The sequence below is a fragment of the Methylobacterium sp. A49B genome (assembly GCF_053346215.1).
Window position 1 is genome coordinate 102126 of the sequence record NZ_JBKFBO010000112.1, and the last position, 14744, is coordinate 116869.

Genomic DNA, 14744 nt, shown 5'->3' on the forward strand with positions numbered 1-14744 from the left:
TCCTGTTCTAAGGCGAAGAGGAACAGAATTGCCGGTTGGCTTCAATCGCGCTGTCCGGTTGCGCGACAAAGGACGTTTGTCGAGCTGTAACTCGCGGATTCGCCGGTTCGATACCAAAGGTTTAAGTGGCTGAGGAAAAAGATTCTCTCGGTCTCAACAGGGCCCAAAATCTTTTTGCGTGCACCGCAACAAAAATGGGTGCTCTGCAATAAATTGCATCCTACCTGCAGATGACTGACCGGTCTCCGCCATGGCCGACCGTCTTTGCGCGCGGAGCGAAGCAACCCGGTAGCGCCACGCTTGCCGATGTCGCAATTCCCTGGATTGCTTCGCTCCGCGCGCCATGACGGCACCCCCGTTTCAGAACTCCATCTCCAGCTCTTCGATCTCGTCCGGCTCGTCGGCGGCGGCCTCGGCCCACTCGACCATCAGCGGCCAGTGCAGGATCGTGTCGCGGTAGGCGGCGGACCGGGGCGGCAGGGAAACGTCATAGGTGCGGAAGCGGGTGCAGACCGGCGCGAACATGGCATCCGCCAGGCACGGCCGCGCGCCGAACAGGTACGGCCCGTCGTAGCGGTCGAGGCAATCGTCGAAGATCGTGACGATGCGCTCGATATCGGCTTTCGCGCCGTTGAACACCCGAAAGTCAGGGTGGAACGCTCGCAGGTTCATCGGCAGGGCCGAGCGCAGATTGACGAAGCCGGAATGCATCTCGCCGGAGATCGAGCGGCAATGGGCCCGCTCCGCCACGTTCCCGGGCAGGAAGCCGGCCTCCGGGAATGTCTCGGCCAGGTACTCGGCGATGGCGAGGCAGTCCCAAACCACGACAGTGCCATGGCGCAGGCGCGGCACCAGGAAGGACGGCGACAGGTGCAGCAGTTCCGCCCGGCTGTTGAGATCGGCTCCGGACAGAACCTCGGTCTCGAAGTCGAGCCCCGCCATCCGGCAGATCAGCCAGCCCCGCAGGGACCACGAGGAGTAGTTGCGGCTCGAGATGGTGAGCGTTGCGGCCGTCATCGTCCTGCCCCCAGGCGCATCGCCGATTCTACGGCTTCGATGTCGCATCCAAGACTCGTGCCGAGTGCGGGAGGCGAATCACGGCCGCGAGCGATTCTACTCCCGTCGCAGGAGCGCGGCGACCTCGGCCTCCTCGGCAGCCGAGAGGGTCCGGGCGGGAGCGGCCGGCCGGCGCCGCGCGAGGCGCCAGATCCCGAATGCGCCGAGCAGCACCGCGAGCACGGGCGTCAGCCACAGCAGAAGGGTGTGCAGCGCGAAGACCGGCCGCAGGAGCACGAACTCACCGTAGCGGGCGACGACGTAATCGCGCACCGCCGTGTCGCTGTCGCCCTTCTCCAGGCGCTCACGGACGATCAGGCGCAGATCCTTGGCCAGCGGCGCGTCGGAATCGTCGATGGACTGATTCTGGCAGACGAGGCAGCGCAACTCAGCGGAGATCTCCCTGGCCCGGTGTTCCAGAACGGGATCCTTCAGCACCTCGTCGGGCTGGACGGCGTGGGCCGGGATCGACGCGATCAGGGCGATCGCGGCGATCACCGTGCGGCGTGCGCGGGCCGCCATCACTCGGCCGGCACCGCGGCCGGCAACGGCCGCGCCTTCGCCTTGGCGGGGACGCCGACGCGCATCCGGCGATCGGTGAGCGACAAGCCGCCGCCGAGTGCCATCACCACGGCCCCGAGCCAGATCAGCAGCACCAGCGGCTTGTAGTACAGGCGCAGGCCGACGCCGCCATCCTGGCTCATCTCGCCGAGGCTGGCATAGACCTGGCTCGCGCCCACCGTCAGCAGGCCCGATTCCGTCACCGCCATCTTGCGGCTCGGATAGAAGCGCTTGCCCGTCTCCACGTGCCCGACCTCGTCGCCGGAGCGGGTCCGGATCGTCAGTGAGGCGGCGGCCTCCTCGTAGTTGGGACCCTGGCGCGGCCCGACCCGATCGAGGGTCGCCACGTAGGGACCGGTCGCGAGGGTCTGGCCGGGCTTCAGCGTCGCCAGCCCCTCGGTCGCCCAGCCCTGGGCAGCAATGCCCAGCACCACCACGCCGACGCCGGCATGGGCGAGCGCGGTCCCCCAGGCCGAGCGCGGCAGGCCGACGGCCCGTCGACCGATCTGGCCGATCGAGCGCGCCCGGCTCGCACCGTAGCCGCGGGCGCGGGAGACGATCTCCAGCGCGGAGCCGATCAGCAGGTAGGCGCCCAGGCCGATCCCGACGGGCGCCATGACCGGGCCGCCCCAGGTGAGCGCCAGCACCGCGAAGCCGACCACCAACGCGACCGAAAGCGCGGCGAACAAGCGCTGTGCCGCGGCGAGGACGTCGCCGCGCTTCCAGGCAAGCGCCTGCCCGAAGGGCACGATCAGCAGCAGCGGGATCGCGAGCGGCACGAAGGTGGAATTGAAGAACGGCGGCCCGACCGTGATCTTCTCGCCGGTCAGCATCTCCAGCACCAGCGGGTAGAGGGTGCCCACCAGCACGGTGGCGCAGCCCGCGACCAGGAACAGGTTGTTGAGGACGAGCGACCCCTCGCGGGAGATCGGCGCGAAGAGGCCGCCCTGGCGCAGGAGCGGCGCCCGCCACGCGAACAGCGTCAGCGAGCCGCCGATGAACAGCACCAGGATTGCCAGGATGAAGACGCCGCGGGTCGGGTCGGTGGCGAAGGAGTGGACCGAGGTGATCACCCCCGAGCGGACCAGGAAGGTGCCGATCAGCGAGAGCGAGAAGGTCAGGATGGCGAGCAGCACCGTCCAGACCTTCAGGGCGTCGCGCTTCTCCATCACCACGGTGGAGTGCAGCAGCGCCGTGCCGGCGATCCACGGCATCAGGGAGGCGTTCTCGACCGGATCCCAGAACCACCAGCCGCCCCAGCCGAGCTCGTAATAGGCCCAGTAGGAGCCCATCGCGATCCCGAGCGTCAGGAAGCACCACGCGGTCAGCGTCCAGGGTCGCACCGCCCGCGCCCAGACGGCGTCGATCCGGCCGTCGATCAGCGCGGCCACCGCGAAGGCGAAGCTGATCGAGAAGCCGACATAGCCGAGGTAGAGGAGCGGCGGGTGGATCGCGAGGCCGGGATCCTGCAGGAGCGGGTTGAGGTCGTTGCCCTCCAGCGGCGCCGGGATCACGCGGCTGAACGGGTTCGAGGTCGTGATGATGAACAGCACGAACACGAAGGTAATCAGCCCCTGCACGCCCAGCGTGCTGGCCCGCAGCCGCGGCGGCACGGAGTTCTTCGCCGCCGCGACGCAGGCGCCGAACAGGGTGAGGATCAGGACCCAGAGGAGCATCGAGCCCTCGTGGTTCCCCCAGACGCCGGAGATCTTGTAGATCAGAGGCTTCTGCGTGTGCGAGTTCTCGACCACGTTCTGGACCGAGAAGTCGGACGTGACGTGCGCGTAGGTGAGCGCCGCGAAGGCGAAGAGCACGCAGGCGAAGGCGCCGAGCGCCGCCTGCGAGGCGGTCTGGCGCAGGGCCGGGTCGCCCGACCGCGCGGCCCAGATCGGCATCACCACCTGGACGAGGGAGATCGCCAGCGCGAGCGCGAGGGCGAAGTGGCCGGTCTCGACGATCATGCGAAGTCTCTCACCGCTCGCTGCGCGGGCCGAGGGTGCTGTCCGCCGCCGCGGTGGCGGGCTTCGGCGCCGGAGCGGCCTTGTTCGGGCCGCCCTCCTGCCAGCGTCCCTGCGCCTTCAGCGCGTCGGCCACCTCACGGGGCATGTAGGATTCGTCGTGCTTGGCGAGCACGGTGTCGGCGCGGAACTGGCCGCCCGGCTCGAGGACACCCTCGGCGACCACGCCCTGCCCTTCCCGGAACAGGTCCGGCAGCATCCCCTTGTAGTGGACCTCGACGGTCTCGTTCGTGTCGGTGACGGCGAAATCGACCGTCTGATCGGGGCCGCGCTTGAGCGAGCCGTCCTTCACCAATCCCCCGAGCCGCAGGCGCGTGCCCGGGGCGATGGCCTGCTTGGCGATGTCGGTGGGTGAGCGGAAGAACACGATCGAGCCGCTCATGGCGAACAGGATCAGCCCGACGGCGAGCGCGAGCACGCTGCCGCAGGCGGCGATCAGGATCAGGCGGCGGCTCTTACGCGTCACGATATGTCCACCCCGCGATCCGGGGGGCGGTCTCCCGCCCGGACCCGAACCGTTCTCATTCTGGCTCATCAGGGTGTCGGCTCCGCGCGGTCCCGGGTCAAGGGCAGGCGTCGGGACCGATTGTCGTACGGGGGCGTTCGGAGACGGTTTTGGCGGCCCCTCGCGACCTTGTGGGATCAAGGGTTTGGTTTGGCCGGCAGATCGAGTTCCCGGGCAAGCCCGTCGAGGCGGGCGACGGCCTCGCTGTTCGCGGCGAGCGCCATCCGGGCGCGGTCGAGGGCGCTGATCGCCTTCTCGCGCTCGCCGAGGGTGCTGTAGGAGCGCACGAGGCGCATCCACTCGTCCGGCATGCCGCCCCGCGCGGCGAGGCGCCGGTCGAGCCCCTCGACCATGCCGCGGATCGCCGCGTCGCGCTCCGCCTGCGGCATGGCCCGCACGGCCGCCATCGCGGCCTCGGTCTCGGCGCGGGCCGCCGGACCAGTCTCGGCCGGCCGGGCCGGAGCACCGCCGCCGCCGAGACCGACGGCGCGGGCGCCCTGTTCCACCTGGGCAAGACCCTGTGGATCACCCGCGAGGGCGGTGCGGGCCCGGGCCAGGGCAGCCGCTGCCTGATCCTGCTCGCCGAGCACGACGCGGGACCGGACGAGCCGGAGCCACTCGTCGGGGGTGCCGCCGCCGGCCTTCAGCCGGGCGTCGAGCCCGTCGACCATGCCACGGATCGCCGCCTGCTGCTCAGCGGGAATCTTCGGCTCCGTCGGAGGCGCCGCCGGCGGCGGCGGCTCGCCCTTGAGCCGGGCCAGCGTCTGGCGCACGACCCCGAGCCAGGGCGCGTCCGGCGGCCCGGCGGCTTCGAGGGTCGAGAGCTGGCGGATCGCCTCGCCGGTGTCGCCGGCCTGCTCGGCCGCCCGGGCGAGGTAGAACCGGGGCTTGGGCGCGTTCGGATCCTTGGCCTGCGCCTTCTCGAACAGGGCCTTCGCCTCGGGCGAGACGGTGCCGTCGCCCGCCGCCGTGAGGGCCTCGGCCTGATCGGCGAGGATATCGGCGCTCTCGCCCTTGATGCGCGCGATGTTCCCGTAGGCGCGCGCCGCATCGTCGAAGCGGCCGGTGCGCATGTAGACCGGGGCGAGCACGGCCCAGCCGCGGGCGTCGTTCGGGTCGCGGGCGAGGCGCGCCTCGATCTGACCCATGGCCTTCATCAGCTCGTCGGCGCCGCCGCGCGCGGCCTGCCGGTCGGCCTCGGTCTGCGCGGGCAGCTCGGGTGAGCCGTAGAGACCGTAGGCGATCAGCGCCACGAGGGGGATGGTGGAGAGCGCGAAGGCGGAGGCGGCCCGGCGCCTGCGCAGGCGCGGCTCGGCCGGGCGCGCCGCCTCGGCGACGCCATCCTGCGCGGCCTCGCGCTCCGCCTCGCGGCTTGCCCGGAGCAGGCGGCGGCCCGCCTCCGCCTTGGCGGTCTCGGCCTCGTCCGGAGCGATCAGCCCGCGCTCCAGATCGCGCGCGATCTCGGCGATCTGATCCTCGTAGAACGCGGTCTCGGTGGCGAGGCCGGATCCGCCGGCCTCGCCGGTCGGCACGGCGGCACGGCGCGACATCGGCCAGAGCAGGCCGAGCACGGCCGCCGCGGTCAGGGCCGCCAGAATGAACCAGATCGCCGTCATGGACCTTATCGCCAACGAGCCGGACCGGCCCGCTCCTCCCCACGCCATGTGGAGCCGGCAGCTTGACGCCACGACGCCTCCCGACGGCGGCACGGTGTCACGCAACTATCCCGCGAAGACAAGGGCCTAGCCAGGGCCATGAGGCCGCGTCCCGCCGCGCGGCATCCACATCGGAGGTGAACAGCCTCAGTGCGCGGCGGCTCCGACCGGCGCGTCGCCCGGCACCTCCAGCACCGCCCGCAGGCCGCCGAGCGCCGCCTGTTCCAGGGTGAAGCGCCCTCGGTACAGGGCGGCGAGATCGGCCACGATCGACAGGCCGAGGCCGGAGCCGGGCTTCGATTCGTCCAGCCGCCGGCCGCGGCCGAGCACGGCCTGGCGGGCCTCCGGCGGCAGGCCGGGCCCGTCATCCTCGATGGCCACGACGAGGTGGGGATAATCGTCCTTGTCCACCGCTTCGGCCCGGATCGCCACCCGGGCATTCGCCCATTTCGACGCGTTGTCGACGAGGTTGCCGACCATCTCCTCGAAATCCTGCCGCTCACCCCGGAAGCGCAGGCCCGGCGGCACGTGGACATCGTAGGCGATGTCCTTGTCCCGGTAGATTTTCCCGAACGTCCGGACGAGTCCGGCGAGCGCCGGCTCGACCTCCGTCGACGTCCCGAGGGTGCCGGCGAGCGCTGCGGCGCGAGCCCGGTCGAGGTGGTAGTTGACCTGATCGCGCATCACCGCGGCCTGCTCGCGGATCTTCTGCGCCAGCTCTTCGGGCGCGTCCGAGGCGCCGACCTCGTTGACGATGATCGAGAGCGGCGTCTTCAGGGCGTGGGCAAGGTTGCCGACCTGGGTGCGGGCGCGCTCCAGGATCTCCCGGTTGGTCTCGATCAGGAGGTTCACCTCGCCCGTGAGCGGCGCGATGTCGCGGGGATAGGTGCCGGTGATGCGGTCGGCCTCGCCCCGGCGCACGGCGCCGAGCGCGGCACGCATCTTCTTCAAGGGCGCGAGGCCGAACCGGATCTGCAGGAGGGTGGTGATCGCCAGCGACAGGCCGAGCAGGCCGAAGGTGATGGTCAGCGAGTTGCGGAAGCGATCGACGTCGTTGACGATCTCGTCGGCGGGACCGGCGACCCGGACCGTGTAGCGGCCCTCCTCGCCGAGATCGACGTCGCGCTCCATGATGCGCAGGAGGCGCCCGTCCTGCCCCTTGCCGTAGCCCTGGCGGATCTGACCGACCCCGACCTTGCCGTCGGAATCGGTCGCGGCCGGCAGCGGCACGCCCACGAGGGAGCGGGAGGTGCGCACGTCCCGGGGCTTCGCGTCGGGCTTGCCGACCTGCCAGTACCATCCGGACAGGGGCAGGTCGAAGCGCGGGTCGCCCAGCGAGAAGGTCCGGCTCTCCGGATCGTTGGGCGAGACGAGGTCGGTGGCGAGATTGTTGGCGAAGACGAGCAGCCGGCTGTCGAAGGACCGCTCGGTGTTCTCGCGGTAGAGGGTCGTGAGAATCCAGGCCGCGATCAGCAGGATCGCGGAGCTCGCCAGGAAGGCCGAAACGGCGAGCCGCACCGCGATGGAGCGGCGGCGCAGGGAGAGGAGGCCGATGAGATCAATCACGACGCGGTCACCACGCGACCCGATCCTTCACGCACGGCTCCTGGCGGCCCGGCCAGCCGCCGCACCGATCTGCAGCGCGGCTTCGCCCGGGTCAAGGACGCGCGTCGGCCGTCCAGGTGGCCGGCGAACCGGCACCCGCGCGGTCCGCGCGGGTGCCGGCCCCGGGGATCAGCCTCCACGGAGGGCGGGGGATCGAAACCGCCGACCCGGACTCCGACGGCCTTTCGGGTCCTGGCGCGACCCGGAGGGATCGCGCCGGGACCTCACACGAGCGGACGCGTGACCGGGGCCACGGGCTGCACGGGCGCGAAGACGACCGCGTCGATGCACGGGCCGACGTCGCCGGGGCTGAAGATCGTCACGGGCGCAGCCCCCGTTTTCAGTGAGACCGGCAGGGTTCGCTGCCAGAAACTGATCCAGCTGTAGGTGTACCGCAGCCGTGCCGAGCCGACGAGTGTGTCGGCTTCCGATACGTTGAGGCTCAGATCCACCACCTGCGGATTGTAGTCGTGCTTGCCGGCGACCTGCGCGTTCGAATACACGACCGTGAGATCGTAATCGCCCGCGCCGACAGACGACGGCCGGCTGATCTCGAGGGCGTTGGTCGAACCTCCTCCGAGGCCGGTCACGTAGCCGGTCCCGGACACGTTGGAACCCGCCGACTGATCGACCGCCGTGAACTTCGCGGCCCCGAGCACGCGCACCGTCTCGGCCGAGACACGACAGGCGTTCGCATCCGCCCCGCGGTTTCTCCGTGTGGTGAGCGCCTGGACCCGCACCTCCGCCGATGACGAGAGGACGATCTCGTTGATGCCTTCGACGAGATGGAGGCACAGGTTGCTCCGCCACCGGCCGGCCTTGTCGACGGCGGGTACGGTGAACGGGCGCCCGTTCAGGGACACGGTGACCGCCGCAGGGTCCGACGCGGTCCAGGCGAAGTCCACATCGTAGTAGCCGCGCTCGATCGCCGTCACGTAGATGGAGGCCTTCCCTTGCCCCGACAGCACGGCGCAGCCAGAGTCGGTCGCGCCCCAGTCGAGCTTCGATCCGCCGCTCAACCGGAAGGTGGTGGACGGATATTCGGTGACCTCGCCGTCGTCGATGTATTTGAGGAACAGCTTGTCCAAGGTGATGTCGGATCCGGGCAGCTTCGAGGACCCGTCGGAGCTCGCCCGGATGGAGAGCGTGTGCTCACCGGTGGTCAGCACGACGGACCGCTCGGCGCTGCCCCGGTAGTTCCATCGATCCGTGCTCGTCAGCGCAAGATCGGCCGCGTATTGGATGATGCCCTGATCCTTTCCATCCACGAACAGGGCGTGGCGTCCGGGCGCTCCCGGAGTCGCTGCGATCACCTGAAGGCGATAGGTCCCGTCCTGCGGAACCGTGACCTTCCAATCGAGCCGCGATCCGGCATCGTTGAACTGGCCGACGTCGCGGCCGCCGGAGGCCAGGAACTGCCAGCCGTTGGCCGCGGTCGGGTTATGATCGAAGACCTTGGCCGAAGCGATCTGAAGCGTTTCCGCTTCGGCGGCGGTCAGCCATGTCTGTGAGGAGAATGACTGGACCACATCCCGCATCTGAGCCGGCGTGATCAGGATCTGATAGCCGGAGTACCGGTCGCAGCCCGGAACGGTGAGGCTGAACCCGCCGCTCGCGATGTCGATCGTCCGCGCAGCCTGGATGACCCGTGGGGTCTCCGCCAGCCCCTCCGCGCCGCAATGCACGACCTGCCTAACCTCGACGTCCACGCCGGTTCCGAACTTGGCGGTATCCAACCCCGTGACGTTCAGCGCAACGTCGCCATCCTGGCCGCCCCACAGGATCGTGGCCCGCCGGTTGTCGGTGTCGATGGCACCGATGGCCCGGAGCCGATCGGCCGTCTTGGCCGACGGCGTCGTCGTCTGCACGGTCTCGCTCCCGTCCAGATCGCCATACCACTTGAACATCCACCAGCCGCCATTCGCTCCGCCCGGCCGCGCCGTGTTGTCCGATAGATTGCCGGCATAGTTCCAGTAGGCGGCCTGGGCGTCGACCTTCGTGTCCTCGAAGAGCGACATCCACTGAACCAATTGACCTGGGACACTCATGTCCCGCAGCATGCCGTACTCGGTGATGTTGATCGCGATCGGCGAGATGCCGAGCGCTTTCTCGACGGCGCGATACTCCTGGTAGTGGATCGGATAGGTTCTGAGATTGTCGACGCCGAGCTCATGCCAGATGAAGACGTCCGGAAGACACTTGTTGTCGCGCGCGTAAGTCAGCAGGTCGGTCGATTGATCCTTGCGCCACTGCGTATGGCCGGGGCCGCCGACCCGCGCGTGACCGAGCCCGTGGCGGGTCCAGACAGCCTGGATCGCGTCGTAAGCCGCCTTCCAATCCTCCAGGAACTGCTGCTTCATCTTGGACCAGTTCGCGTACCAGTTCCCGCCATCCGGCTCGTTGAAGGGGATGAAGACGTACCGCTCGGGATGCGCCGACCGCGTCGCGACCGCCTCGGTGACGAACTCGACGACTTCGAGATAATCCCAGGTCCCGTTCCCGCCCGTCGTGAAGGTCCCATCCGTCTGGTTGTATGTCCGCGTGTCGCCGGGGCGCGCACCGCCGTTATAGGCCCAGTCCGGATAGTAATCCTGAATGTAGATGCACATGTCCTTGCCGTATCCGGCGAAGAAGCTGCTCTCGGTGGTCAGGGCGTCGCCCGACGGGTGCTGGGTTCCGTAGGGCGCCTTCTGCGAGACGTTGGTGATGTGCGCGCCGTTGATCAGGGCCTGCGTCGGCACGCCGTCGTCGCCGAGACCGTAGAGGAAGCCGCTTGCACCGCCACGGAAAGCTCCTGTTCTTGATTTGTTTCCAAAATCCGCCGTCACCGTGTTGTTTGGCGCGCCGCTCGTCTGACCCAGCGCAGTGGTATCCGACATGTTGATCTCCGGGTGGTGGGGGTTCGCCCCTGCCATGCTGCAGGACGGGCATGGCTCATCTGCCGACGACGAACGACTTTGCCGGCCGCACCTTTCGGTGGGCCGGTCATCCGAGCGTTCGCCGTCGATCAGAGCTGGGAGCGGGGTGCAGAGCGCCCGCAGCCCCATCGGGCGCGGGGCCGGAACGCCCGAAAAGGGCGATCCGCGAGGGCCTCAGGAAGTTAGATGCGGAGGGCTTCGCCGTCGGCGGCGAAGCGATGGAGCTGAGTCCGCTCGGGGACGACCACCACCGAGGCACCGCGGTCGATCCGGACCTCGCCGCTCACGCGGGCATTCACGGTGCCGCCCTCGTTCAGGTGGACATGGATGAACGTGTCGGATCCGAGGTGTTCCGAGGCGGAGGCGATGCCGGCCAGCCCGTCGGCCGGGCTTTGGCCAGAGGCCGGCACGATGACGAGATGTTCGGGCCGGATGCCGACGAGCGGGGCACCCAGCGCGTCCGCCGCCGGGCCACGCAGGATGTTCATCGTCGGCGAGCCGATGAACTGCGCGACGAACAGGTTGGCGGGATTGTTGTAGATCTCCAGAGGCGCGCCGATCTGCTCGATGCGCCCGCGGTTGAGCACCACGATCGTGTCGGCCATAGTCATCGCCTCGACCTGATCGTGCGTGACGTAGATCATCGTGGTTCCGAGCTGCCGATGCAGCTCGGAGATCTCGAGCCGCATGCCGACCCGCAGGGCGGCATCGAGGTTCGACAGGGGCTCGTCGAACAGGAACGCCTTCGGCGCGCGGACGATGGCCCGGCCGATGGCGACGCGCTGGCGCTGGCCGCCCGACAGCTGGCTCGGACGGCGGTCGACGAAGTCGGTCAGATTGAGCCGGGTGGCCGCCTCAGCGACCTTCTCGGCGATCACCGACTTCGGCACCCCGGCCATCTTCAGCGGGAAACCGATGTTCTCGGCAACGCTCATGTGCGGGTAGAGCGCGTAGGATTGGAACACCATGGCGAGGCCGCGCTCGCCCGGCGGCGCCTCGCTCACGTCCCGTCCGTCGATCTCGATCGTGCCGCTGGAGATCTCCTCCAGCCCGGCGATCAGACGCAGCAGGGTCGACTTTCCGCACCCCGAGGGTCCGACGAAGACCACGAACTCGCCTTGACCGATCTCCAGATCGAGGGGCGGGATCACGGTCCTGTCTCCGAACGCCTTCGTGACCCGCCGCAAGCGAATGGACGTCATCGCGCACGCAACCTTATGATCTCGTTGTGCAATCCGCCTCAGATCAGCCCTTCACCGCTCCGGCGGCGAGGCCGGTGATCAGGAACCGCTGCACGTAGACGAAGCCAAGCGCCACCGGCAGGGCGGCCAGCACGGACGCCGCCGTCAGCGATCCCCAATCCGTCTGGTGCGATCCCTTGAAGATCATGATGCCGGGGGTCAGCGTGCGGCGGACATCGTCGTTGATCAGCACGTAGCCGAACATGAATTCGTTCCAGGCGGCGATGAACGCGAAGACAGCGGTCGCCATCAGGCCCGGGAGGCTGACCGGCAGGAGGATGCGCAGGATGAAGCCCAGGCGCGAGCACCCGTCCATCGCTGCGGCTTCCTCCAGTTCGCGCGGGATCGCGTCGAAGAATCCCTTCAGCATGAAGCTCGCGAGCGGCACCATGAAGGTGCAGTAGACGATGACCAGGGCCGCGTAGGTGCTGAGAAGCCCCATGTTGCGGATCAGGACGTAGAGGGGGATCAGCAGCAGGACGCCGGGGATCATCTGCGAGAGGATCAGCCCTCCGGCGACGATCTGCGTCACCGGGAGATAGGACCAGCGACTCATCGCGTAGCTGGCGAAGATCGAGAGGGATACCGTCACGATCGTCGAGGCCCCGGCGACGATCACGCTGTTGCCGAAATAGATCAGGAACGGGCTCTCCAGCACGACGGAGCGGAAGTTGCTCAAGGTCGGGCTCGCGATCCAGAGCGTCGGCGCGGTGCTGAAGACCTCGCCGGGCGGCTTGAACGCCGTGTCGATCATCCAGAGGAACGGGAAGACGCAGAAGGCCACGAAGAAGGCCAGCACGAGGCCGGTGGCGAGGCCCGACACGGTCCTGTGACGCGCGGAGACAACCATGATCAGCGCGCCGCCCGCGCCCGGGCGAGGCCGGCCTGTACGAGGAACAGCGCTGCCATCGCGGCCATCGACAGGGTGGCCAGGGCGCAGGCGAGGCCGACGTCGAACTCCTGCAGGGCGTAGCGGTAGATCAGGATCGGCAGCGTTTCCGTCGCATCGAGCGGGCCGCCCTGGGTCATCACCCAGATGAAGTCGAAGTTGATCGCCGTCCAGATCACGTGGACGACGATCAGGGTAAGCGACACCGTCCGGACGTGCGGCAGCGTAAGGACGACGAAGCGCCGGACGGTCCCCGCGCCGTCCAGGGCTGCGGCCTCGTACAGGTCGTCCGGGATCGACGACAGCGCCGCCAGGAGGCTGATCGTGTAGAAGGGGAAGCTGCGCCAGATGTTGACCAGGGTCACGGTGAGCAGGGCCGTCTCGCTGTGCCCGAGCCAGTCGTGGGGCGTGGTCAGCAGGCCCGCGCGGACCAGCCAGGCGTTCAGGACGCCGTAATCGGGATTGAGCAGCCAGGCCCAGTTGACGCCCGCGATGGCGATCGGGATCACCCAGGGCAGGATGACGAGGCCGCGCACCAACGCCCGGCCCCGGAATGGCCGGGCCAGCGCCAGGGCCGATGCGAGGCCGAAGGCGTATTCTCCGGCCACGGACACGACGGTCCACACCAGCGTGTGCATCAGCGCCGGCAGGAAGTGCTCGTCGTCCAGCACCGTTCGGAAATTCTCCAGGCCCGCGAAGCCGCCGACCCTCGCGTCGATCAGGCTGGCGTGGTGGAGGCTGTTCCAGACCACGCCGGCGAGGGGGGCGGCGATGAGGGCCGTGACCAGCACCGCGACCGGCGCGAGGAAGGCGCAGGCGGCCCGGACCCGCGCGGACGGCCAGACGGTGTGTCGGGCCTTGCGTCCGGTGCCGGCCTGCGGCCCGGACGCGATCGATCCGGTTGCCATATCCATGGTCGTCACGCGTGCGCCTCCCAGCGCCTGAATTCCGGATGCCGCACCGGCGGAGGCCGGTACCGCGCGCTATTCCGAGAGCTGTCCGGAGCGCTTCAGGCTCTTGTTGACAGATTGCCCGAGCCAAGCCGCAACGGCGGCCGGCTTCTCGCCCTTGAGGAGCACGCGCCCGAGGGCCGTCTCCATGTCGCGGGGGATCGATCCGAGGACGATCGGCGGGAAGGACACGCCGATCGGCACCAGCGCGGTGAACGGCCTGCCCCAGACCGGGTCGCTCTGAACGTCGGAGCGCGGCGAGCGGTCCGGGAACATCGCCGTCTGGACGCCCCGGCTCAGCAAGAAGGTGGCGAGCTTCCACGCGGCATCGAGGTGCTTGCCGGTGAAGACGTAGAGCGGCGCGATCTCGAAGAAGGTCGCGGCAATCCGTCCAACCGGCGGCGGCGCCACGGCGACGTCCCGCATCGCCTGCGGATTCTGGTCAATGCGGCCCTTCATCCAGGAGCCGTTCATCACCATCGCGTACTGGCCGAGGGCGAAGTTGGTGTCTTCATCCTCCCAACTCCAGTTGACGGATTGCGGCGCGATCGCCTTCTCGGAGAGCAGCTGCCCGTACAGCGACAGGACCCCGGTCACCCGCTCGAGCTCTTCGGGCGCCTCGGCCCAGGTGTTGCGGTACTTCCCGTCCGGCATCCGCTTGGCGATCTCGACGCCGTTCTGGGCCAGGCAGGTGAAGAGTTCCTGCACCGCGCGGACCCCCTTGCCGGCGATGCCGAAGCCCGGCTTGCCGGTCTCGGCCTGGATGGCCGCGGACGCCTGCACCAGCTCGTCCCAGGTCCTGGGCGGCGTCTCGATGCCGGCCGCCTTGAGCATGTCGGCGTGGTAGAGCAGCGCGCGCAGGCCGAGATAGTTGGGCAATGCCCGCAGCTTGCCGTCGATCGTCAGGTTCCGGACGACGTTGGGATACAGCGCGCCGAGATCGGGCCAGGCCTTGGCGTGGGCGCTGAGATCGGCCAGCACGCCCATCCTGTTGAACTCCCCGAGCCACTCGCCCAGGCCCCAGGCCATGTCCGGCGCATCGCCGCCCGCCAGCGCCGTGACCAGCTTGTCGTGCAGGGCGTCGTAGGCGATGACCTGCGTCTTGACCTTGATGTCGGGGTTGGCGGCCTCGAACTCCGCGATGGCCGCCTGGGCCGCCTTGGCCTCCGCCTGGAGCGGGTCCCACGCGACCCAGTAGGCGAGCGTGACCGGCTCGGCGCGCACGGGCCCCGCGGCCAGCAGCGGGAACAAGGCCGCCATCGCCAGCATCTGGCGCCTGTAGATCGCCACGGTGTCCTCCCCCGAAAAGTCTTGGTTTTGAGGTCTTGGCTTTTTCTTGGACGGCC

The 14744-nt window shown here is 69.0% G+C and carries 11 protein-coding genes; all 11 read right to left on the bottom strand.

What is annotated here, in order from left to right:
• Positions 1 to 360 precede the first annotated feature (360 nt).
• A complete protein-coding gene (locus ACLBX9_RS19475; RefSeq protein WP_447720097.1) occupies positions 361 to 1017 on the bottom strand; it encodes a glutathione S-transferase family protein in 657 nt (218 codons plus the stop codon).
• A 96-nt stretch (positions 1018 to 1113) separates the two neighbouring features.
• A complete protein-coding gene (locus ACLBX9_RS19480; protein WP_039893440.1) occupies positions 1114 to 1578 on the bottom strand; it encodes a cytochrome c-type biogenesis protein in 465 nt (154 codons plus the stop codon).
• Positions 1578 to 3578 carry a heme lyase CcmF/NrfE family subunit gene (locus ACLBX9_RS19485; RefSeq protein ID WP_010684571.1) on the bottom strand — a complete coding sequence of 667 codons (2001 nt, stop codon included), beginning with the start codon at positions 3576 to 3578 and terminating at the stop codon, positions 1578 to 1580. The genes ACLBX9_RS19480 and ACLBX9_RS19485 overlap by 1 nt, the downstream gene beginning before the upstream one ends.
• 10 nt (positions 3579 to 3588) lie before the next feature.
• Complete coding sequence (gene ccmE, locus ACLBX9_RS19490; RefSeq protein WP_447720098.1) at positions 3589 to 4101, bottom strand: cytochrome c maturation protein CcmE; 513 nt, start codon at positions 4099 to 4101, stop codon at positions 3589 to 3591.
• 176 nt (positions 4102 to 4277) lie between these two features.
• Positions 4278 to 5756 carry a c-type cytochrome biogenesis protein CcmI gene (gene ccmI, locus ACLBX9_RS19495; RefSeq protein ID WP_447720099.1) on the bottom strand — a complete coding sequence of 493 codons (1479 nt, stop codon included), beginning with the start codon at positions 5754 to 5756 and terminating at the stop codon, positions 4278 to 4280.
• Positions 5757 to 5942: 186 nt separating this feature from the next.
• Positions 5943 to 7361: an ATP-binding protein gene (locus ACLBX9_RS19500; RefSeq protein ID WP_010684568.1), complete on the bottom strand. Its 1419-nt coding sequence runs from the start codon at positions 7359 to 7361 to the stop codon at positions 5943 to 5945.
• A 263-nt stretch (positions 7362 to 7624) separates the two neighbouring features.
• Positions 7625 to 10279: a CBM35 domain-containing protein gene (locus ACLBX9_RS19505; RefSeq protein ID WP_447720100.1), complete on the bottom strand. Its 2655-nt coding sequence runs from the start codon at positions 10277 to 10279 to the stop codon at positions 7625 to 7627.
• 221 nt (positions 10280 to 10500) lie between these two features.
• Entirely contained in the window at positions 10501 to 11520 is a 1020-nt protein-coding gene (locus tag ACLBX9_RS19510) for an ABC transporter ATP-binding protein (RefSeq protein WP_447720101.1), read from the bottom strand.
• A gap of 43 nt (positions 11521 to 11563) precedes the next feature.
• The gene (locus tag ACLBX9_RS19515) at positions 11564 to 12409 is read right to left on the bottom strand and encodes a carbohydrate ABC transporter permease (RefSeq protein WP_447720102.1); all 846 of its coding nucleotides are present in this window, start codon (positions 12407 to 12409) and stop codon (positions 11564 to 11566) included.
• A gap of 2 nt (positions 12410 to 12411) precedes the next feature.
• Positions 12412 to 13362: a carbohydrate ABC transporter permease gene (locus ACLBX9_RS19520; protein WP_447720185.1), complete on the bottom strand. Its 951-nt coding sequence runs from the start codon at positions 13360 to 13362 to the stop codon at positions 12412 to 12414.
• Between the two features lie 69 nt (positions 13363 to 13431).
• Positions 13432 to 14688 carry an ABC transporter substrate-binding protein gene (locus tag ACLBX9_RS19525; RefSeq protein ID WP_447720103.1) on the bottom strand — a complete coding sequence of 419 codons (1257 nt, stop codon included), beginning with the start codon at positions 14686 to 14688 and terminating at the stop codon, positions 13432 to 13434.
• Positions 14689 to 14744: the final 56 nt, after the last annotated feature.

Coding starts and splice junctions, on each gene's coding strand:
- ACLBX9_RS19515 (WP_447720102.1), bottom strand. CDS start 12,409: ATGGTTGTCTCCGCGCGTCACAGGACCGTGTCGGGCCTCGCCACCGGC.
- ACLBX9_RS19475 (WP_447720097.1), bottom strand. CDS start 1,017: ATGACGGCCGCAACGCTCACCATCTCGAGCCGCAACTACTCCTCGTGG.
- ACLBX9_RS19520 (WP_447720185.1), bottom strand. CDS start 13,362: ATGGATATGGCAACCGGATCGATCGCGTCCGGGCCGCAGGCCGGCACC.
- ACLBX9_RS19510 (WP_447720101.1), bottom strand. CDS start 11,520: ATGACGTCCATTCGCTTGCGGCGGGTCACGAAGGCGTTCGGAGACAGG.
- ACLBX9_RS19480 (WP_039893440.1), bottom strand. CDS start 1,578: ATGGCGGCCCGCGCACGCCGCACGGTGATCGCCGCGATCGCCCTGATC.
- ACLBX9_RS19505 (WP_447720100.1), bottom strand. CDS start 10,279: ATGTCGGATACCACTGCGCTGGGTCAGACGAGCGGCGCGCCAAACAAC.
- ccmI (WP_447720099.1), bottom strand. CDS start 5,756: ATGACGGCGATCTGGTTCATTCTGGCGGCCCTGACCGCGGCGGCCGTG.
- ACLBX9_RS19485 (WP_010684571.1), bottom strand. CDS start 3,578: ATGATCGTCGAGACCGGCCACTTCGCCCTCGCGCTCGCGCTGGCGATC.